Source organism: Methylacidiphilum kamchatkense Kam1, from assembly GCF_007475525.1.
GTDB lineage: Bacteria > Verrucomicrobiota > Verrucomicrobiia > Methylacidiphilales > Methylacidiphilaceae > Methylacidiphilum > Methylacidiphilum kamchatkense.
Map to the genome: position 1 here is coordinate 2,014,562 of NZ_CP037899.1, position 20,526 is coordinate 2,035,087.

The window sequence follows — 20,526 nt, forward strand, 5'->3', positions numbered from 1 at the left end:
TTTTCCCAATCCGAACTACAGTTTTTTCAACAAATAGGCTAACTCTTGTCCTATCTTTTTAGCTTCCCGAATTTGGCCAACAACTTTCCCCTCTTTTGGTCGCAGGCTGCCTTGAGGCCACCATATCCCATAGAGGACTAACTTAGATCCTTCTACCTTTGCCATGGCCCCCACAGCCGTTCTACACCCCCCTCCAAGTTCATAAAGAAAGGATCTTTCAGCACACACTTCACAAGCCGAAGGAAAATCATTGAGGCATTGGACAAGATCCCACGCCCTCTTATCTCCCTGTCGTATTTCCAAAGCTAAGGCTCCCTGACCTGGAGCAGCCAGCATCCAATCCAGTCCGAGGGGAGTGCAAAAAAAAGAAGATAAATCTATCCCAAGCCTTTTTATTCCTGCCATCGCTAAAATGGTTCCCATCCATTCTTTATTTTCTCTAAGCTTTTTTAACCGTGTTTCGACATTGCCTCGAATGGGAACCACTCGTAGATCTGGCCTCTTTCTTAAGAGTTGATTCGCCCTCCTGGGACTACCTACAGCCACGATGGCCCCAGGTTCAAGACCATCAGGATGCGGATAATGAAGGCTTACCCAGCAATCTCTTGGATCTTCCCTTGGTGGTATGGCCGCAATCTCCAACCCTTGGGGCATTTCCACAGGCAAATCTTTGAGGCTATGAACAGCCAGATCAATTTCAGCTTCGAGTAATTTTTTTCTATTTCCTTTGTAAAAATTCCTCTTTGCTGGATTGCTTCTAAATGCTCATAGTCACACAATTGATCACCTGTCGTCTTTATTATTTTTGTCTTTATCTCTAGATCGGGGTATTCCTTCTTCAGACGGTCAATAATACTCTGAGTTTGAATTAAAGCTAGGGGGCTTCCCCGTGTTCCAATAACAAGTAAGTTCACGCGATCCTGAAATTTCTAATAAAACCTGATTCTGTAGCATTTAATGATCCTATCATCCATTGATAATACCTTTCGATATGCGGCGCTATAAGATTTTTGCATTTATCTACCTCGGCCAGACGATCTTTTAGATTCTGGTCAGCAATCGACTGCAAATCATCAATGTTATAACAATAGACTCCATCCAAATCTTGAACTGCCGGATCAATATCCCTAGGAACAGCAAGATCTATGAGGAAAAGTGGCCTGCCCCCACGCATCCCCATCAGGGGGGCCAGTTTCTCTCTAGTAATTACATAATGGGGAGCGGCCGTAGAGCTAATCAGTATATCCACTCTGGATATTCGATTTGGAAACTCAGACCAAGGAATGGCTTCGGCTTTTATCTCTTGGCTTATAGAGAGCGCCTTCTCAAAAGTGCGATTGGCTACTAGAATAATATTACCCCCTTTTTTTTGAAGAGCCTTGGCAGTAGCCTCACTGACGGCTCCGGCACCAACAATCATTATAGAACAACCAGAGAGCCTCCCAAAAAGTTTTTCAGCTAAATCAACAGCCACAGCACTCACCGAAATGCTCCCCCGTGTGATCCATGTCGCAGATCGTACGGCTTTAGCTGCGGCAAAGCCAGACTGGAATAGCTTGTTTAAATACTTACCAGCCATACCCTGCTCCTTTGCAATCAGATACGCTTCCTTTAGTTGGCCTAAAATTTCGGTCTCCCCCACAACCATTGATTTTAAACCACTGGCAAGTTCAAAAAGATGCTCAATGCAATTTTTGCCCTTGTAAAAATGAGAATATAATTCAAATGGTAGTTGCTTTTTATGGTATACTTTTAGAAATTCACTCCAACTTTTTGAAGCCTGATCAGGATCTTTACTGACCGCAAAAAATTCCACTCGATTGCAGGTAGAAAGCAAAACCGCTTCTTCTAGTTGCATCATTGCTTTCATCATGGAGAGCGCCTGAGGATATTCCTCGCTGCGGAATGCTACCTGTTCACGTAATTCAATGGAGGAAGTATCAAAAGAAAGCCCGCCCCCGAAGAGAATTTTCATGGTGTTTAAAATCTGTGAAATTGACTAAAATAATTTATTCCCCAAAATGTTAAAAAAATAAATAAAAAGCCGCCAATCGATAGGATAGATAGTCGCTTCATCCCAGGATGAAAAAGAAAAGAGCAGCAAACCAGATAAAGGTAAAATAACCAGATTCCAATCGACCAGCTAATTTTTACCCAATCCCAAGAACTTTTCGGGGATATTAAAATGCCTCCTACAAGTCCAGCTGTCAGCAAAACAAGCCCCATCAACAAAATTCTTTTTTGAATAAAAAAAAGATCCCCTATAGGCGGAAACCAAAAAAATAAGGAAGAAAGTTTATGGGTTTTGAGTTCTTTATCTTCCATCAGATAAATGACTGCGGCAAGGGCTGCGATTCCAAAAATCGCATAAGCTAATATCGAAAAAGCCGCGTGCATTTCAAGCATCCACCCTAATTTAGGCATCAGCTTGGGAGTATCAGGCCGACCACTCAAACCAATCAGATTGATCAAGAAGGTAGTCGGAGCTGTAAAAAAACCTAGAATGGAGATTCTATAAGTTGAGCCGATGATAAAATAAATAAGCAGAAAAGCCCATGAAAGGAATGCTAGAGTTTCCAGAAAATTGGTGATAGGACAATGATTGATAGAAATGCCTCTCAAATATAAAAAAAGGGTTTCTAAAAAGAAAGCGACAAAAAGAAGAATAAAACTTAACTTATCTCCCCCTGTCCGCTTTTTAGCACCTAATATAAAAAAACCATAAAGAGAAACAAAAAATTCAAGAACAGTAGCAAGAATCAACCAGATTCTTTCCTGGCTCATATTCATGGCGATCCACAGATCCGTTTTTTCGAGATAGGTTCCACCATTCTTTTCCCTCTGCAAAGCGTCTTAACCCAGATATTTTTTTACCAGTTCTTGAAGCTTCTTTCCATCCGCTCTACCGCCAGCTCTAGCTATCACCGTTTTCATAACCATGCCCATCTCTTTTCTATCTTTGGCCTGCGTTTCTTCAATGACTTTCTTCACGAGGGCTTCCATTTCTTCTTCGGACATCGCTTCAGGCAAAAACTCTTTTAAAATCGCTACTTCCATCTTTTCTTTTTCCGCTAGATCAGTTCTATTGGCTTTTGTGTATTCGAGAATCGACTCTTCCCTTTTTTTTATCTCTTTTGAGATGACTCCAATGATTTCTTGATCTGTCAGTTCTTTTTGGGACTTTTGGATAGCAGCATAATTAATCGCCGACTTGAGTAGCCTTAAGGTGGAGATTTTCTCCAATTCCTTTTTCTTCATTGCTTCTTTTAGTTGCTGATCAATTTGTAATTGCAATGACATACTCTTCCCTCACTTTTTTCTTTTAGGTTGCATTTTGTCTGTTACTACCGATAATTTGTATCAATCCTTTTCTATTGTTTTATTTTATTCTCATCTTTCATGAGAACAATTTATAAATTTCTTTTTCTAGAACTTTTTAAAAATTCTCTTATAACTACCACCATTTTGACCTTTTTTCTGGTCATTGCCAATGCTTTCCGAGATTTATCAGATCTTCTTGTAAATAACGAAGTGCCTTTGTGGATTTCCCTGAAACTCCTTTTATCACTGATCCCCTTTGTCCTGACATTTACTTTACCATGGGGACTTCTCATTGCCGTCATTCTGCTATTCGGCAAAATGTCTCAAGACAGAGAACTGATTGCCTTAAAAAGTGCTGGGATTAGCATTGGCGCGGTCATGGCTCCCATTATTTGGTTTGCGCTCCTTTATAGCATTTTTAGTTTTGCCATCAATGCCTACATTGGACCTAAAAGCCGGCATGCCTTTAAAGAAATCTTCTCTGATGTCATGCTTCACAACCCTCTATCTTTTTTCAAAAGCAGCAAAACAATAGACCAGTTTGATGGTTTTCGTTTATACGCCAATAACCGCATAGGAGCTAGACTCCAAGATGTTTACATATGGGAAACTGATGCTGAGCTTCGCCCCTTACGCTCTATTCGAGCCTCAGAAGCTGATATCGAACCGGATCTAGCTCACCAAAGAATTCTACTGACTCTCTGGAATGCGCGACAAGAAGAAAGGAACATTGCAGACCCTCAAAATGTAAAATTGGTCATGCCCGGTTCGCGAGCCACCCAATTGCCTTATGAAATATCACTAGCCACCCTATTCGATCGGTTAGCAGTCAGAAAAAGCATTGGTCTTTCCACTCTGGATGAGATAGGTCGACAAATTGTAGCAGCTGATTTATTCGGTTTTACTTCTAATCCAACCCCTGTATTGACCGAATTTCAGAAAAGATTGGCCTTTTCTCTTTCTTGTTTTACCTTTGTTCTTGTAGGCGCCCCGCTAGCTATTCAAGTCCAGAGAAAAGAAACTTCCATTGGGGTGGCTTTAAGTTTATTCATTGTACTTTCTTACTATGTCATCGTTCTTCTGGCTGATGCTTTAAAAGCAAAAACAAATTTTTTCCCAGAGCTTATTATTTGGCTACCCAATATTATTTTCCAAACCCTAGGATTCTGGTTGATATGGAGAGTCAATCGGAAATGATGATTTTACTTGCCTATTCCTAGGGAATCTAAGGAAGCTCGCCAGGAGGCATTGTTGGGCCAGGGAAACCAGGAAGTGCTGGCGGAGAAGGGGCGCTTGGCTCGGGAGCTTCATCAGGAGCTTTTGGCTCATTTTCTTGGAGCGGAGGCAACCAAAATAAAAACATATTCATCTTGTATTATAAAGCTTTATGTACAATCGAACGCTTTTCAATCAATTTCTAATTTTTCTTCGATTTTAGTCAAATTTTCTACTCCCTCTTTCTTGATAACGACCATATCCTCTAATCTCACTCCTCCGATTTCTGGATAATATAACCCTGGTTCGACCGTGAGCACCTGGTTGGTTTTAAAAACCGCTTTTCTAAACCTAGGTGGCTCATGGATCTCAAGCCCTACCCCATGGCCTAATCCATGAAAAAAACCGACCCATCGGCCATTTCGGATTTCTGTAGGGTAGCCTTTTTTAGCAAACCTCTGTCGGATTTCTTGCTCGATTTTTTTTCCATTGGCTCCTTCCCGTAAAACGCTTATAACCCACTGTTTAGCTTCCTGAACTGTTAAGTAAAGATCACGAAGGGCTTTAGAAGGAGTGCCTTTGACCACCGTTCGACTCAGATCGCCAAAATAACCTGTAGTTTTATCTCTTGGGAAAATATCAATGACAATCGACTGATGAGCCAGGAGTTTACCTTTCCCAATCTCATGAGGATCGCAAGCTTCCTTTCCGCAGGCCACAATAGTGTTGTTGGCCAAAGCCCCCTCTCTCATCATTGCAATTTCTATTTCGTCTCTCAGTGTCTTGGAGTCTAAAACTTTCTTTTGCCACCAAAGCGATCCATCCTTGCTAATTTCGCTTTCCTTAAGGATTTCAACGGCTTTTTTCATCCCTTTCTCTGCAACACGAAGAATTCTGATAATCGCTTCTATTTCTTGTTGGGTCTTCACGGAGCGTTCGGGAAAAAATTCGCCTTGTTTAGGGATAACTTTTAACCCCTTTTTTCTAAGCGCTTCCGCTAAACCTAGAGGAAAGTTAGAAGGAACGGTGAGCTGTCGAAGCCGAAGTTTTCGACAAATTTCTTGGATTAGAAGTGAAGCAGAGAGTTTTTCCTCCTTAATGCCGCTAGCCTCTTCATAGGAAAGCACAACATCGGCCCTAGCCTCTCGCTTGGCTCGATCAATCTCAAGCTTACTAAAGAAAGCATAACTTTTTGTTTCCGTTGCAATCCAAAGAAAAGGATCAGGAACCCGGATCTGAGTGGCATAAAGCATATTCGGATCGTTTTCGCTAGCCGCATACATCATTCTAGCCATAGAAAACTCCTATCCACTTTCAGGATTTCGAGGCAGGCTTCTTTTTGGGATTTGCCCCAACTGGCCGCATGCTATAATCCTCCCATCCGCCTCCCAAGGCTCTAATCAATGCCACTGTTGCAATAAATCTTTCTCCCAGGATTTGGAGATTAAGCAGTTGCGCATTTAGCCATACCTGTTCGGTTGTATCCACTTCAATATAATTCACCAATCCTTCTTTAAATCGAACTAAGGATACGTCAAACTGATCTTTAGCAAAAGCGACTGTTCGCTGTTGTGCCTCTTGCTGCGCTTCTAGAATCTTTAAAGCGGCCAGAGCATTTTCGACGTCCTGAAAGGCTACCAGTACCCCCTGTCTGTAATTGGCGACAGCCGCTTGATATGCCGCTTTGGCTTGTTGGAGGCCAGCCACCAATTGACCTCCTTCAAAAATAGGAAGACTGACAAACGGACCAAGAGTCCAAAACCTGCTTGAGCCATTAAAAAGCATTTCTACAGTAGAACTTAGTAAGCCTACCGAAGCTAAAAGATTTACAGAAGGAAAGAAAGCACCAAGAGCCACACCAATGTCAGCGTTAGCCGCAGCCATCTGTCTTTCGGCCTGAGCGACATCGGGTCTTCTCTGTAAAAGATCCGAAGGAAGATATTCGGGCAATACGGGAGGGGATCCAGAAATTGGATGGGATGCAATCTTTACAGAAGAAGCAGGTTTGCCCAAAAGCACTGCAATGGCGTTTTCAATTTGGGCTCTGGTGTTTTCCAATCCAATGTACTGAGACTGAAGGTTAGCCAAATCAGTTTTAGCCCTAGCCAGATCAAGCTCATTGGCTAGCCCTCCATCATAGCGGCTTTGCACTAAATAAAGATTATCCCTAAAAACGTCTATCATATAGCGGTAAACAGCCAATTGGGCATCTATATAACGAATGGAAAAATAGTCAGTGGCAAGTTCTGCATGCAATGTAAGAAGCAGGGACTCATAAGCGGCTTGTGTGGCTTGAGCAGAGGCTTTTGCTGCTTCCAATTCGCGCCGATACCTTCCCCAAATATCAGCCTCGTACGATGCAGCTAGAGGCAAAGCCCATTCGTTCCAATAAATGGGTAATCCAACCTGAAATTGAGTAAAACCGATCTGCTGAGTACCAGCCGGATTAAAAACAGGTGAAACCACTGGATGCTGTAGAAAGAAAAAGGGTTGGTTTTGAGAAAATCGTAAGCGCGAATAAAAAGGATAAAAGCCGATATGAGGGAAAAAATTGGAAAGTGACTGAGTTACAAGAGATCTTGCCTCCACCACTTGAGCATAGATACCCTTGAGCTGTTGGTTGCCAACCAACAGTTGCGCTTCCAATTGATCCAAAAGAGGGTCTTTGAAAATTTTCCACCACTCTCCTTTAGCAATCGCATCTTGTGGAAGCGCTTTTTTCCAACGGATCCCTTCCAGCCTTTTACCAGAAGCAGTCTGCTGTTCTATTACCGAGACATTGTCTTGGCCTGTTGAAGGTTTTTCAGCATTAGGGCTGTTCCCCCACTTAAAAGCCAAAGGTGTTTCAACTGCTGGTCTATGGTAGTCTGGACCAACTGCACAGCTAGAAAGAGCTAGAGCTAGGGGGACAAATAATAGCCTTCTAAGAAAGGGTTCTTCCCACAAGTTCTTTGGAAAAGAAGCTTCTTTCATTATATGCTTTTAGTGGGTTAATAGTATGAATGAAAGTTTTAAGTTTATTTTCTTTTTTGATTCCTTTCCACTCGTAGCGTAGCCTTTTATCATTTGTAAGGACTTCGTTGGAATAGCAAGTAAAAAGCATAAGAAAAATAGTACATAACGGATGATATGAATGAGACCGAATCGATAAGGTTGCGAAAAATCCGTACTCATAATTTAAAAGCCATCGATCTAGATATCCCGCATAAAGCTCTGACTGTCATTACTGGTCTTAGTGGCTCAGGCAAATCTTCGCTGGCATTCGATACACTATATGCCGAAGGCCAGAGCCGTTACATCGAAACCTTTCCTCCATACATAAGACAATTTCTGTTAAGAACTGAAAAACCAAAAGCCGAAGCCATTGAAGGCATTTTGCCTGCTATTGCCATTGAACAAGATAAAACGAGTGCCAATACCAGGAGTACGGTCGCTACCATGACTGGCATTGCTGATTATTTAAAACTTTTTTACACCAGGCTTGCCTATCCTCTCTGTCCTCAATGCCATCAAAAAATAAGAAAATCCTCCCCTAAGACACTGACAGAGTTTCTTTATAACGCTTATCCCCAAAAAGATTTCCTTATCTGTTTTCCCGTCCGCTTTTCTGCACATACTCCTTTCAAAGAAGCCTGCCTATTGCTTGTATCCCAGGGATACTCAAAAATTTGGTTAGAAAACAAAATAAATCGGATCGATGAAGAAATTCTAGAGAAGACGGAGTTCAATTGCCAAGAACTTTTCGTGGTTCATAGTCTCCAACGAACCGAGCCTCATAAGAGAACAGAACTTTTAGAAATCTTCGATGAGAGTTTTAAATCTGGAAAAGGTCGACTAATGATCGTCCTCCTTCCTGAGAAGGAAAGTCTTGTTTTTAGCGATCAGTTGATCTGTCCTATTGATAATATAGAATTTGAGGAACCTTTCCCTGCTCTCTTTTCTTTCAACAATCCTAAAGGGGCATGTCCTACTTGTCACGGTTTCGGAAGAATCATTACAATCGACTATGATAAAGTAATCCCAGATAAAACCCTTTCCATTGCTCAGGGAGCAATTCGACCGTTTCAATCCCCAAATTTTGCGCATTGGCAGGTTTTCTTAGAGAGAATGCTTAAAAAAAGAAAAATTTCTCTTTCAAAAAAAATCTCGGCCTACACAGCAGCCGAATGGGACTATCTTATCCATGGAGAGGCATCTGAGGAGTCCGCTGAAATTCTAGTGGAAGAAGATTGCTGGTGTGGTATAAAAGGGTTTTTTTCTATTCTTGAGAAAAAGACCTATCAGACTCATATTCGGGTTTTTCTTTCTCACTATCGTCTCTATTCCCAATGTCCAGAATGCAATGGAAGCCGTTTTAACAAAAAGACCCTCTGCTACAAAATTGATTCTGGCAAAACAGCATTTTCCATCGGAGAATTGCTCCAGTTACCCATAAACGAACTGATCCATACTGTTGAGGCGGTGGAAATTCCAGCCTTTGATCAAGCAGCAATGAGGATCAAAGAAGAAATCCTCAGTCGGCTTAGCTATCTAAACGACATTGGACTGGGTTATCTTACTCTGGATAGGGCGAGTCGGACACTTTCCGGAGGAGAAACACGACGAGCCAATTTGACTATCTGTTTAGGCAACAAACTAACCAATACGCTCTTTGTTCTTGATGAACCAACTATAGGGCTGCATCCTAAAGATTGTTCAAGGCTTATCCAACTGATCCAAAAGCTTAGAGATCAAGGCAACACCGTTGTGGTGGTGGAACATGAAGAGACGGTTATTAAGCATGCCGATTATATTGTAGAACTTGGGCCAGGAAGTGGAGCTGAAGGAGGCCAAGTCATCTATGCTGGAGACCTGCAAGGACTCTGTTCAAGCTCTTCTTCTTTAACTGGAGCCTATCTCAGTGGAAAAAAATCAATCTCTATTCCCCAAAAAAGGAGAGAGCCCCAATCCGGATTTTTAGAAATTCGCAAAGCTACCATCCATAATTTGCAAGAGCTTGATGTGGATATTCCCATCGGCTTATTTGTCACCATCACAGGCGTCAGTGGCTGTGGTAAAAGCAGTCTTGTCCAGGAGATAATCGCTTATAGTCTCCACAGAATACAAGAGATCAATCCTCCTCCAGGACCATTCTTCACAGACAGAGCCATAATCACAGGTTGGGAAAATATAGAAGAAGTTATTGAAATAGATCAATCACCTATTTTCAAAACTCCAAGATCAAATATAGCTCTTTATTTAGGCATCTGGCCTTATGTCAAACAACTTTTTGCTTCAACTGAAGCGGCTCAAATTCAAGGCCTAGAAGAAAGCCATTTTTCTATCAATTCAGGTGAAGGACGCTGTCCAAGATGCCTTGGGCTTGGCTACGAAAAAATAGAGATGCAATTTCTTTCTGACGTTTTTGTTCCTTGTTCTGTCTGCGAAGGCAAAAGATTTCAACCCTATATCCTTGCCATTCACTACCATGGGAAATCCCTCGATCAAATCTTGAGAATGACAGCAAAAGAAGCTTTAATGTTTTTTGAACCGCAGGTTGCCGATAGTTCTCGACAAGCTATTCTTCATAAAAAAATAAGCTCTTTACTTGCTCTTTTAGAAGAAGTCGGGCTTGATTACCTGCAACTTGGTCATCCACTCAATCAGCTTTCTGGAGGAGAATCTCAAAGACTAAAGATTCTAGGAATCCTTTCCGAAAAATTGTTCAACAAGAAAACAAGAAGCCATACAAAGCAGAGACTTATTATTCTAGATGAACCAACAACAGGGCTACATATTGATGATGTCAAACGGCTGATTAGCCTTTTACAAAAACTTGTTGATGCAGCGAATACGTTGGTTGTTGTTGAACATAACTTGGACCTCATTCTCTCAAGCGACTGGGTGATCGACCTTGGACCTTTAGGAGGAAAGCATGGAGGGAAGATTATTGCCCAAGGCCCTCCGGAAACTATTGCTGCAGCAAAAGAAAGTTTTACAGGGATCTTTTTGAAAGAAAAGCTTAGGGCAACCCCTTCTTTTCTTCCTACCCCCTCTTCCTTTCTCTCATCAAGAGGCCAATCTCTATTCATTCGCGGAGCCCGTCATCACAATCTAAAGTCCATTTCTCTGGAAATCGAATTAGCCAAAACAACTGTTCTTACTGGAATTAGCGGATCAGGAAAATCGACCTTGGCCTTTGACGTTCTTTTTGCTGAGAGCAGAAGAAGATTTCTAGATTCTCTTTCAGGGTATGCTAGACAATTTATCCAATCTCTTGAAAAGCCACAGGTGGACGATATAGAATGTCTGCCTCCATCGATAGCAATTGAACAAAGATCCAACAGACCTGGATCTAAGAGTACCGTCGGCACCCTTTCTGAAATCTATCCCTACCTTAGATTACTTTTTGCCAAAACAGGCATTCCCTTTGATCCAGAAACAAAAGAAGAAGCCATACGACAAAGTCAGGAAGATATTTTAAAAGCGATTCGTTTCAGACTCTGCTCAAAAGAAGAATACCGAATTTTAGCTCCTCTGATTAGAGAAAGAAAAGGTATTTATGTTGCGCTTGGGAAATGGGCTCAAAAAAAGGGCTATGCAGGCTTTCGCATAGATGGACAGTGGTATGATTGCTGGCAATTTCCCAGCCTTTCTCGATTTAAGAGTCATACCATTGATCTTTGGATCGGTAATGTCAACGAAACTACTTCATTTGAAGAGTTAAAGAAAAATGTTGCCTTGGCTTTGAGTTTAGGAAAAGAAACGCTCATTTTATGCGATACAAAAAATCAGAAAGACTATCTTTTTAGTACTAAATTTCACTGCCCCCAAAGTGGGAAAAGCTTCGATGAGCTTGATCCAAGACTATTTTCTTTCCATTCTCCCTTAGGATGGTGTCCAACCTGTCTGGGCAAGGGAACAATGGAAGAGGAAGAGGACCAGGCCGAGCAACAGCCGCTGCTTTGCCCTGACTGTCAAGGGAAAAGACTCAACGCTCTGGCTAGATCAGTTTTTCTTCCTTGGCCATTACAAAATACAAAACCGACCATTGACTTCCTCTGCTCGCTTCCTATTGGGGAGCTAGTCGGCTATATGCGCTCAATCGTGGCATCAGCAAAACAAAAAGAGATTGTAGAAAAAATCGTTCCAGAAATTGTCAAACGACTCGAATTTATTTGCAACATAGGCCTTTATTATTTAAGCTTGGAGCGATCCTCTCAATCTTTATCGGCAGGAGAACTGCAGAGAATTTATTTATGTTCCCAACTCGGTTCTAATCTCAAAGGCATCCTTTATATCCTCGATGAACCAACCATCGGACTTCATCCAACCGAGAACCAAAAACTGCTCAATAGTCTTGAAGCGCTGAAAACTAAAGGCAATACCCTTGTCATCGTCGAACATGATACAGAGACGATGAAAAGGGCGGATAAAATCGTAGATCTAGGTCCTGGAGCTGGATCAGAAGGGGGACAAGTTGTCTTTCAAGGAAATTATCAGGCTCTCCTTCGTTCTCAAAACTCTTTGACATCCCAGTATCTCTCCAAACCAATGAAGCATCCTTTGATGGGCAGAGAACGAAGAAGCTGCAAGAAGAACACAGCTTGGCTTAAGATTGAAGGGATCTGTTCGAATAATCTTCATGATTTAACTGTGGAAATACCACTTGGACGACTCGTTGTCATTTGTGGCGTTAGTGGTTCAGGCAAAAGCACATTGCTTAGAGATGGTATTTTTATGGCTGTGAAAGAGGCTCTCAGCAAATCACATAGGAGCACTACAAAAGGCTGCTGGAAGCGTCTGAGTGGTATCGAAGCCATAAGTTCAGTTTGTTTTGTTGATCAGATGCCCATAGGCAAGAACTCTAGATCAACCCCTTTAACCTATTTAGGTTTGTTTGATAGCATTAGGGATCTTTTTTCACAAACCCCACTGGCCCGACAACGCGGATATACTAAAAGCCGGTTTAGCTACAACTCTAAAGAAGGCCGATGTCCTGATTGTTTAGGCAATGGAACAATTCAGATCAGTATGCCTCTGCTTCCTCTTTTCTACCTTCCTTGCGAGTCTTGTGAAGGTAAAAGGTATAATCCACAAACCCTTGAAGTTCTGTATAAGGGAAAATCAATAGCTGAAGTGCTCCATATGACCGTTGCCGAAGCTTGCCATTTTTTTTCTTCTATCGAGAAACTAAGAAAACCCTTCTCAATCCTCTGTGAAATAGGTCTTTCGTATTTATGTCTTGGTCAGCCTACTCCCACTCTTTCAGGAGGAGAGGCTCAGAGGGTTAAACTAGCCAAAGAGCTCATCGCCATGGAGCAAAAGCGCATTCAAAAAATGTTTGAATGGGGCGCACAGAAAGAACCCAAAATCTTATATCTTTTGGAAGAACCGACTATTGGGCTTCATTTAGCCGATATTGAAAAATTCCTGCATTTATGCCAGAGCTTAGTGGAATATGGACACACCGTTGTGATCATTGAACATCATCCTGATGTTATCGCCGAAGCCGATTATGTCATCGAGCTTGGTCCAGGAGCAGGGAAAGAGGGTGGTAAAATCATAGGAACAGGAACGCCTGAAGCCTTAGCTGAAATCCAGAATAGCCCTACCGCTCCTTTTCTTAAAGGAATAGTGATTCCCTCCAAATAGACTTGAAAAAGTGTGAAAAACCAAAAAGAAGATTCCTAAAAAATCGATTTTTAAGATAAAACATAAGCATGACAACTACCCAATATCTCGCTCGACAACTGCTGGCCCACAAGGTTCTACATGTATTTGGAGTGCCTGGAGACTATTCGCTAAAAATTCTTGATACATTTATCAAAGAAGGTCTACAGATCATCAATACCTGTGATGAACAAGGAGCTGGTTTTGCTGCGGACGCTTATGCTAGACTCAATGGGCTAAGCGCTGTTTGCATCACTTACTGTGTAGGAGGACTCAAAGTCACCAATCCAATAGCCGAAGCATATGCGGAAAAATCGCCCGTGCTTGTCATCAGCGGAGCACCAGGCATAAGTGAAAGAAAAAAAGATCCTCTCCTCCATCATAAGGTAAAAGATTTTAACACCCAGTTGAAGGTTTTTGAAGCTTTAACTGTGTATGCAGCCATTTTAGAAAATCCTCGAGACATTGGAGAGCAGATCCTAAAAGCCATTTGGCTGGCACTTCAATACAAAAGACCCGCCTACTTAGAAATTCCTAGAGATATGGCAACTGCTGAAATAGCTATGCCTGATGAAGTATCTATTTCGGGAGATTTTCATTCCGATCCAAAAGCTTTGGAGGAAGCTCTAACGGAAGCAAAGCAAATGATAGAAGCTGCCACCCAGCCGCTAATTCTGGCAGATGTGGAAATTCAGAGATTTGGCCTGCAAAAGGAGCTCGAGCAGCTAACCGAGGCAACCGGCATTCCCGTAAGCGCCACTCTGTTGGGTAAATCGGTTATAGCTGAAACCCATCCTCATTATATCGGCGTTTATGAAGGAGCAACAGGAAGCGAAGAGGTATGCGCCTTTTTTGAAAAAAGCGACTGTCTGATCCTCCTGGGAGTGTTTATGACCGACATTACTTTAGGCTCAACACGATCGGTATTAGATATGGGCAAATGTATCTATGCGACAAGCGAAAAGCTGATGATCCGTCACCATACCTTTGAAGATGTTCGCTTTGAAGACTTCGTCCGAGGCCTTTTGTCTTTAAACATTCGAAAGACACTTCCTCAGAATCTTCCCCATCCTTCCATCCCTTCCATCGATCGGATCGATGAAAATCAAAGCGTATCAGTTAATTCTTTTTTTACAATCGTCAACACCTTTTTATCTTCGCAAACTGTTGTCATTGCTGATGTTGGCGAGTCGCTTTTTGGTTCCATAGATCTGGTTATCCATGAAAGCACTGAATTCATCAGTCCCGCCTACTATGCTTCTGTTGGATTTTCTATTCCTGCTGCTATAGGAGCAGCATTAGCAAAACCTCATCTTATTCCTTTTGTCATCTGTGGAGATGGTGCTTTTCAAATGACTGGTATTGAGCTTTCTACTACCTGCCGATATAAGCTCCATCCCATTATCCTGTTGTTGAATAACAGTGGATATTCTACTGAACGGATTTTTCTAGATGGACCATTCAACGATCTCATGAATTGGAATTATAGCAAAATTACTGAGTTGTTAGGCTGTGGAAAATCTTGCGTGGTAAAAACAAATAGAGAACTGAAAAAGGCGATTGAAAGAGCCATTGAAACCAGAGATTCCTTCTGGCTTATAGAAGTTGTTATCGATGCCGCTGATCGCTCTAAGGCTTTACGAAGAATGGCGCAGCGTATTATGCCCTAAGCAAGAAAAAGGTTGGCTGAAATTTCGACTTTTTTGAAGCATATTTCTATCTAGAATGAAGATATTGATTGTAGAAGACGATCAAAAAGTCCGTAAGCATGTCAAAGGAGCTCTGCAAGCTGAAGGTTATAGTGTTGAGGAATGTGAAGATGGGGAAGAGGCTCAATGGCTTTTAGAAAATTACTCTTATGATTTAGCAATCCTTGATTTGATGTTGCCGGCAAAGGATGGTATTGGCATTGTGAAGCAGATTCGTCGAAAGGGGATCTCTATTCCCATTCTTTTTTTATCTGGCAGATCCGAAGTAAGCGACCGCGTCCATGGTTTAGATGCGGGTGCTGATGATTATCTAACCAAACCTTTTTCAACGATAGAACTGCTTGCCAGGGTTCGGGCTCTTTTGCGCAGACGTTCTCCTATTACTCCTTCGGTACTCAAATTCGAAGATCTGGAAATGGATCTTACCCGTAGAACGGTTACTCGTGCTGGCCAGAGCATCGAACTGACTAATAGAGAGTTTGAGCTCTTGCGACTTTTACTCGAATCAGCTCCCAACCCTGTTAATAAAGCCGTCATCACAGAAAAAATTTGGGATAGATGTTTTGATTCAGAAACTGCTTTAGTGAATGTCCATATCAATCATTTAAGACAAAAAATTCATTTGCCAGGCTTGCCTCCCCTGCTCCATACGATTAGAGGAGTTGGTTTTATTTTAAAGCATCCAACCGATAAATGAAATGTTAAGACGCTGGCATCTTTTTACTGTTGTTTTTTCTTTCATTTTTCTTTTCTTATCCGCTATTTTCCATTGGATCGCTGCCGCAAAAGAAGCCCGGTTCCTTCAATCCAAAGAGCATCGAAGAGAATTAGTCCGCTGGGAAGCCTCTTATGCTTTAGCAATGGTTGTCAGTTTTGGGGTCGCAGGCTATGCTCTTGCAAAATTGTTAAGTAAACCAATTGGACAACTGCGTTCTGATCTTGAGCTTATTGACCCACATAACCCATGGCAAAGAATTAAAGCCGATCGTTATCCCGAAGAATTTTTACCTCTCGTCAATGAAATCAACAAGCTGCTTTCTAAAATTCAAAAGGTCGTTGAAGAGTCTGGGAAAGAAGCTGCTGAATTAGTTCATGAACTGCGAGTGCCGTTAACCCTTGCAAAAATTAGATTAGAAAAATCACTGGAAAAAATGGACCCTGAAATCGCTGAAGCGATTGAGTCTGAACTGGAGCGGCTGCAACAGCATATGGAAAGAGCTATTCTTTTAACTAAAGCTGAAAAAGGTAACCTGACCATCCGTTGGGAAAAAATGGAACTTGAGAAAACTACAGAAATCATTATCGAAGGCTTTAGACTTCTTTGTGAAAACGAAGGCCGTCACATCCATGTGGAAAAAGAAGCTGGAATCTCTATTGAAGCCGATCGAGCCTATCTCAAACAGATTCTTTATAACTTAATGGCCAATGCCATGAAGCATGGCTTTGGAGATATTACGATACGAATGAAAAAAATAGGCGCGAACAGCGCCCAACTCTATGTTTTCAACAGAATCAAACCAACAAAGACAAGACCTGGCAATTTAGGGCTTGGGAAAAGAATTATTCAAGCACTCGTATCAGTTCATGGTAACATGACGATCCGCTACAAACAGCTACATTCCCTATATTGTGCTAAGCTTTCCATTTTTCCGAGGATAACTAAAACCTAATCTATCTGTTGGCAATTATTCTCAACCCTATCAAGTCCATAGTTCGTACTGACAAGACGGCTCGAAATAGCAGTGCCATAACAATGCCATGCCCAAAAACAATTTACCCTGATACCCTTTATTCCCATTGCTATTGTTTTTAGACTGGTCTAATATTTTTTTTGCTCCCTATCCTACAACTTTAAGAAAAATTAAACTACGGTTTTCGCTAAATTAAACTTCTATAGATTAATTTGTTCATACAGATATCCTTCCTAAGGTCGAAGGAAGGAAAAAGAAATTAATAGGAGAAAGGGGGTGTCAAATGATAAAAGTGCTTTGGAAAAATCAAACAAAAACTTACTTTACTGCTGAGCCGCCTTTAGCCCACGAGGAGCATGGCTTGTTTTCACATGCGATTGCAAAATACCAAAATTTCACTAATAAAATTCAGATAGATTCTGAAGTTTGGGGATGGATATTATCGGTTATTTTTCACGCCATTCTGCTTTTTGGGCTTGGATTATCTCTTTTTCCTAAATCAAATTCGAATCCACCTGCGCTGCCTCCATCCATGATAGAACTTGTCCCTTCGCCAGAACCACAACAACCTCAACCAAAAACCGAATCCCCACAGCAACCCGTCATTCATCCTGATGACATGGTAAAGGCAGTCGTACAAAAACCGAAGACTCAGCCAATTAAAAAACCAGCACCCAAACCTCAACAGCCTGTTTCTCAGCGTGTTACTGCTATGGCCATGCCGGATTATCTCAAAAATCCTCCGCCCATCTATCCTGAAGAAGCCCGGAAAAAGGGAGAACAAGGAGTCGTTTATATTTGGGTGAAGATATCTCCTGCAGGTACCGTTTCTTCTCTGAGCATCTATAGGAGTTCAGGATTCCATGATCTTGATTCCGCAGCTATGGATGCTGTCAAAAGATGGAGATTTCATCCGGCAATGTCTGGGAATGTCCCAGTGGAATCTCAGGCAGTTGTCCCTGTCCAGTTCCGCTTGACTAAGTAACCGGTTTTAGGCTAGTTCCCGAGCAGGAGGATTAGAATTTTAGTTCAGCAGGTTGTTTTGCATAAAAAAACTTTGAAGGGAATAACAAAGCGTAGGCAGCGGGTAAAAAAGGTTATTCTTGAAATTTTTCTGTCATCTCAATGAAATGCCTTAGGCGATTTTACTTCGATCCATGTTATGGTTTATCTAAAAGAAATAAACCCTTTTGCCCTTGGTGTTTTTTTGTTCGTCACTTTCTTTTTTTCACTCAGTCTTTTTTCTCAGCCTTCAAAAGAATTACCGCCTCCTAACACTCAAGGAAAACCCTCTGCTGAAGAATCCCAACTTCCTTCGACTGAGCAACCTTCTCAACAAGAATCCACCGAGCCTCCCCCAGAAAATCATCCACCTACAGAAGGCGCTCATCCAGAGGAAATTTCTCCTACTCCCCCCTCTGAAACAGCTCCCACAGTTCCGCCTTCTGGGCCAGAAGCAAAGCTTCCACCTAATCTACCTATCCTTTTGCCAATAAGCGTCACAGCACAAGAAGAATTACCTGAAGAAGAAAATGTGGTTTCTACTAATGAGGAAACAGGTGTTCTTGGACCTGCCATGAAAATCATCGAAACACCAAGAACGGTGCAAGTGGTTACAAGGCAAGAAATGAATACCATTAATGCACAATCAGTAAATGATTTAGCTGCTTTTACACCTGGAGTTAACCCTACGCAAATGACTGGAAGCCCTGTGGCTGAACCTGTCATCCGAGGATTACCCGCCACAACGTATAGAAATGGCATGCTTGTTGGCTTTAGCCAATCCGCACAATGGGGACCGCTTATGAACATGAATGCCTATGATAATTTGGATGTGGTCACTGGACCCGTCAGCATTGTGTATGGCCCTCAGGAGCTTGCGGGAGGATTTGCCAATGAGGTGACCAAACAACCCTATTTCGACAAATTCAGAGGCAACGCCAGTTACACCGTTGGCATGTACTCAACCAATATGTGGAATATCGATCTAGGAGGTCCTGTGATAAAGGATAAGCTTGCTTATCGGTTCGATTATTTCGGTCAAGATGGCTATGCCCCTTACAATTACTATGATGGAGCTTATCTTCAAAGACAATGTTTCTATCTGAATATTGGAGCCAAACCTTATGAAAATTTATCCATTGATTTTAATACCGAACTGGACCTGAATCACTTAAATACCGTTGCTGGCCTGAATAGGCCCACCCAATCATTGATCGATAATGACCTCTATCAAACTGGGACGTGGGCTGGTTGGTACGGACCTCCAGGGGTTTTCCATCCTGGTATCGGCACTGCGCCTCCTGGGGCTGGCTATGCGGTCAACTGGGGACCTTTAGTTCCAATAAGCAGAAGGACCAATCTATTTGCAAACCCAGAAAATGCAACAAATCAAACCTATTATGTGGCTCAAGCGATTGAAAATCTTAAGATTAACGACAATCTTTCTCTTGTAAATAACTCCCTTTTCGAATATTTCAGCACGCTGATCGATCAAGCTATTCCATCAACATTTTGGGCGATACTCCCCTCCGGTTATGATTTTGATGATAGACTAGAACTAAGAGCCCAGTTTGATACCCTTCCAGGGAAAAAAGAAACGGATAGCTTAAAAGAAACTGCAGAAGAATCTACTAAAGCCCACTCGCTTCTTTTGCATCATATGATAGACGCAGGCATTGAGTTTAGATATTTTTCAGATACCGAATACTCTGGAGTATGGCATTCACCTATTAATATCTGGAATTTGACTCAACCTCTTACATACAGTAATTTCAGTCCCATTGTTTCTTTTGCAGCAGCTACTAGCCCTCTTTTCCAAAACCCCTATCTGACCGATATTCCTGTTCCTGGACACCCAGGGATGTACTATAATGTTTTTAACTATCTCTCCACAGCTGACACCTTTTCTACCCTTTCCCCATTCTATCAGCACCAGATTAATTTTACCGACCAATGGAGCCTTATGCTTGCTGGAAGAATGAATGCTTTTTTTGTGCAAGCCTCCCCTCCTCCTGGCACCCCCGCTGAAATTTCTCAAGCTGCCCCCTCTTTTGGCCTCCCTCCTTATACCTCTACCTCCATGAACATCGTTCAACCTGAGCTTACTATTAGCCCCAGTTACAAGCCCTTCCCTTGGATGACCAGCTACTTCACCTTTTTCTACGGCCAAACCACACTCCTCTCCCAGTTCGGTAGCTTCGCCCCAGAATTCCCCTCCGCGTATTACCATCAAAACAATTTCCTCTATGAAGTTGGCACCAAATTTAGCCTGCTCCATGATAAACTTTTCTTAGGCATCTCTGGCTACTATCAAACAGGCTATATCCCCGCTCAAGTCATCCCCGGAGGCCCTATAGCTACCACTCAAATTGCCATCAAAGGCGCACAGCTAAACGCCAACTATCAGCCTAACAAAAACTTCTGGCTGAACTTCGGTTACGCCTTCATCGCAGGTCAAGAGCTCTGGCAGGGACTCCCGCTAGGACCTTTAGCTTCACAACCTTATTCTAGTTCTGTTGCTAAGCTCTATGGCCTACCCGTAGACCCATTGGTCAATGAATCTCCTCTCAACTACCCTTTCATTGGCTTCCCTCATAACTACGGGAACATAATGGCCACTTATAAGTTCGATAACGGCCTAGGCATCTCCCTCTGGGCTTTGGCCGAAAGTGGGAATTTCATCTTTTATACCTATTCCACTCGGATCCCCTCCTGGTATACCCTCAATGCTAGAATCTTCTACAGCTCAAAAAGATGGGAAGCTAGCCTCTACCTCTATAACATCACCAACGAACATTATTGGTTACCAGGTGCCCCAGGCTTTAGTGCAGCTCGTTTTATGAATTATGATTACATCGTGCCACAACTTCCATTTTGGATCCAAGGAAGCCTTACTATTTTTTTCTAAGCCGTCAATCTCAATCTTTTATCTGTCT

The 20,526-nt window shown here is 42.1% G+C and carries 13 protein-coding genes and 1 pseudogene; 7 read left to right on the top strand and 7 right to left on the bottom strand.

The annotated features are described in order from the left end of the window. Positions 1 to 15 precede the first annotated feature (15 nt). The 4 genes and pseudogenes from hemC to kam1_RS09280 form a co-directional block, all read right to left on the bottom strand. Positions 16 to 914: pseudogene (gene hemC, locus kam1_RS09265) on the bottom strand (hydroxymethylbilane synthase). Then, positions 911 to 1,975 (bottom strand): glutamyl-tRNA reductase, encoded by a 1,065-nt coding sequence (gene hemA / locus kam1_RS09270; protein WP_039720838.1) that lies wholly within the window; start codon positions 1,973 to 1,975, stop codon positions 911 to 913. Before hemA ends, hemC begins: the two are co-directional and overlap by 4 nt. Before the next feature lie 5 nt (positions 1,976 to 1,980). Beyond that, entirely contained in the window at positions 1,981 to 2,847 is an 867-nt protein-coding gene (locus tag kam1_RS09275; protein WP_235276763.1) for a cytochrome C assembly family protein, read from the bottom strand. A gap of 6 nt (positions 2,848 to 2,853) precedes the next feature. Beyond that, positions 2,854 to 3,300: a GatB/YqeY domain-containing protein gene (locus tag kam1_RS09280; RefSeq protein WP_039720837.1), complete on the bottom strand. Its 447-nt coding sequence runs from the start codon at positions 3,298 to 3,300 to the stop codon at positions 2,854 to 2,856. Positions 3,301 to 3,399: 99 nt separating this feature from the next. On the opposite strand from kam1_RS09280, the gene kam1_RS09285 reads away from it, so the two are divergent. Continuing rightward, positions 3,400 to 4,518, top strand: a complete 1,119-nt coding sequence (locus tag kam1_RS09285; RefSeq protein WP_039720836.1) for an LptF/LptG family permease — start codon at positions 3,400 to 3,402, stop codon at positions 4,516 to 4,518. 28 nt (positions 4,519 to 4,546) lie between these two features. On the opposite strand, the gene kam1_RS10175 is transcribed toward kam1_RS09285, so the two are convergent. Genes kam1_RS10175 through kam1_RS09295 form a run of 3 tightly spaced genes read right to left on the bottom strand, consistent with a single transcriptional unit; the run spans position 4,547 to position 7,509 of the window. Next, positions 4,547 to 4,690, bottom strand: a complete 144-nt coding sequence (locus kam1_RS10175) for a hypothetical protein (protein WP_161792022.1) — start codon at positions 4,688 to 4,690, stop codon at positions 4,547 to 4,549. 37 nt (positions 4,691 to 4,727) lie between these two features. Beyond that, positions 4,728 to 5,831 carry a M24 family metallopeptidase gene (locus kam1_RS09290; protein WP_039720835.1) on the bottom strand — a complete coding sequence of 368 codons (1,104 nt, stop codon included), beginning with the start codon at positions 5,829 to 5,831 and terminating at the stop codon, positions 4,728 to 4,730. Positions 5,832 to 5,850: 19 nt separating this feature from the next. Beyond that, complete coding sequence (locus tag kam1_RS09295; protein WP_039720834.1) at positions 5,851 to 7,509, bottom strand: efflux transporter outer membrane subunit; 1,659 nt, start codon at positions 7,507 to 7,509, stop codon at positions 5,851 to 5,853. Between the two features lie 156 nt (positions 7,510 to 7,665). Here kam1_RS09295 and uvrA point away from each other — a divergent pair, with 156 nt between their 5' ends. The 6 genes from uvrA (at position 7,666) to kam1_RS09325 (ending at position 20,498) form a co-directional block, all read left to right on the top strand. Continuing rightward, complete coding sequence (gene uvrA / locus kam1_RS09300; RefSeq protein ID WP_039720833.1) at positions 7,666 to 13,170, top strand: excinuclease ABC subunit UvrA; 5,505 nt, start codon at positions 7,666 to 7,668, stop codon at positions 13,168 to 13,170. A 68-nt stretch (positions 13,171 to 13,238) separates the two neighbouring features. Further along, on the top strand, positions 13,239 to 14,858 hold the full coding sequence (locus tag kam1_RS09305; protein WP_039720832.1) for an alpha-keto acid decarboxylase family protein: 1,620 nt from the start codon (positions 13,239 to 13,241) through the stop codon (positions 14,856 to 14,858). Between the two features lie 55 nt (positions 14,859 to 14,913). Then, positions 14,914 to 15,594, top strand: a complete 681-nt coding sequence (locus tag kam1_RS09310) for a response regulator transcription factor (protein WP_039720831.1) — start codon at positions 14,914 to 14,916, stop codon at positions 15,592 to 15,594. A 1-nt stretch (position 15,595) separates the two neighbouring features. Beyond that, the gene (locus kam1_RS09315) at positions 15,596 to 16,567 is read left to right on the top strand and encodes a sensor histidine kinase (protein WP_039720830.1); all 972 of its coding nucleotides are present in this window, start codon (positions 15,596 to 15,598) and stop codon (positions 16,565 to 16,567) included. Between the two features lie 304 nt (positions 16,568 to 16,871). Then, a complete protein-coding gene (locus tag kam1_RS09320) occupies positions 16,872 to 17,573 on the top strand; it encodes an energy transducer TonB (protein ID WP_039720829.1) in 702 nt (233 codons plus the stop codon). 177 nt (positions 17,574 to 17,750) lie between these two features. Then, the gene (locus kam1_RS09325; RefSeq protein WP_143958413.1) at positions 17,751 to 20,498 is read left to right on the top strand and encodes a TonB-dependent receptor; all 2,748 of its coding nucleotides are present in this window, start codon (positions 17,751 to 17,753) and stop codon (positions 20,496 to 20,498) included. Positions 20,499 to 20,526: the final 28 nt, after the last annotated feature.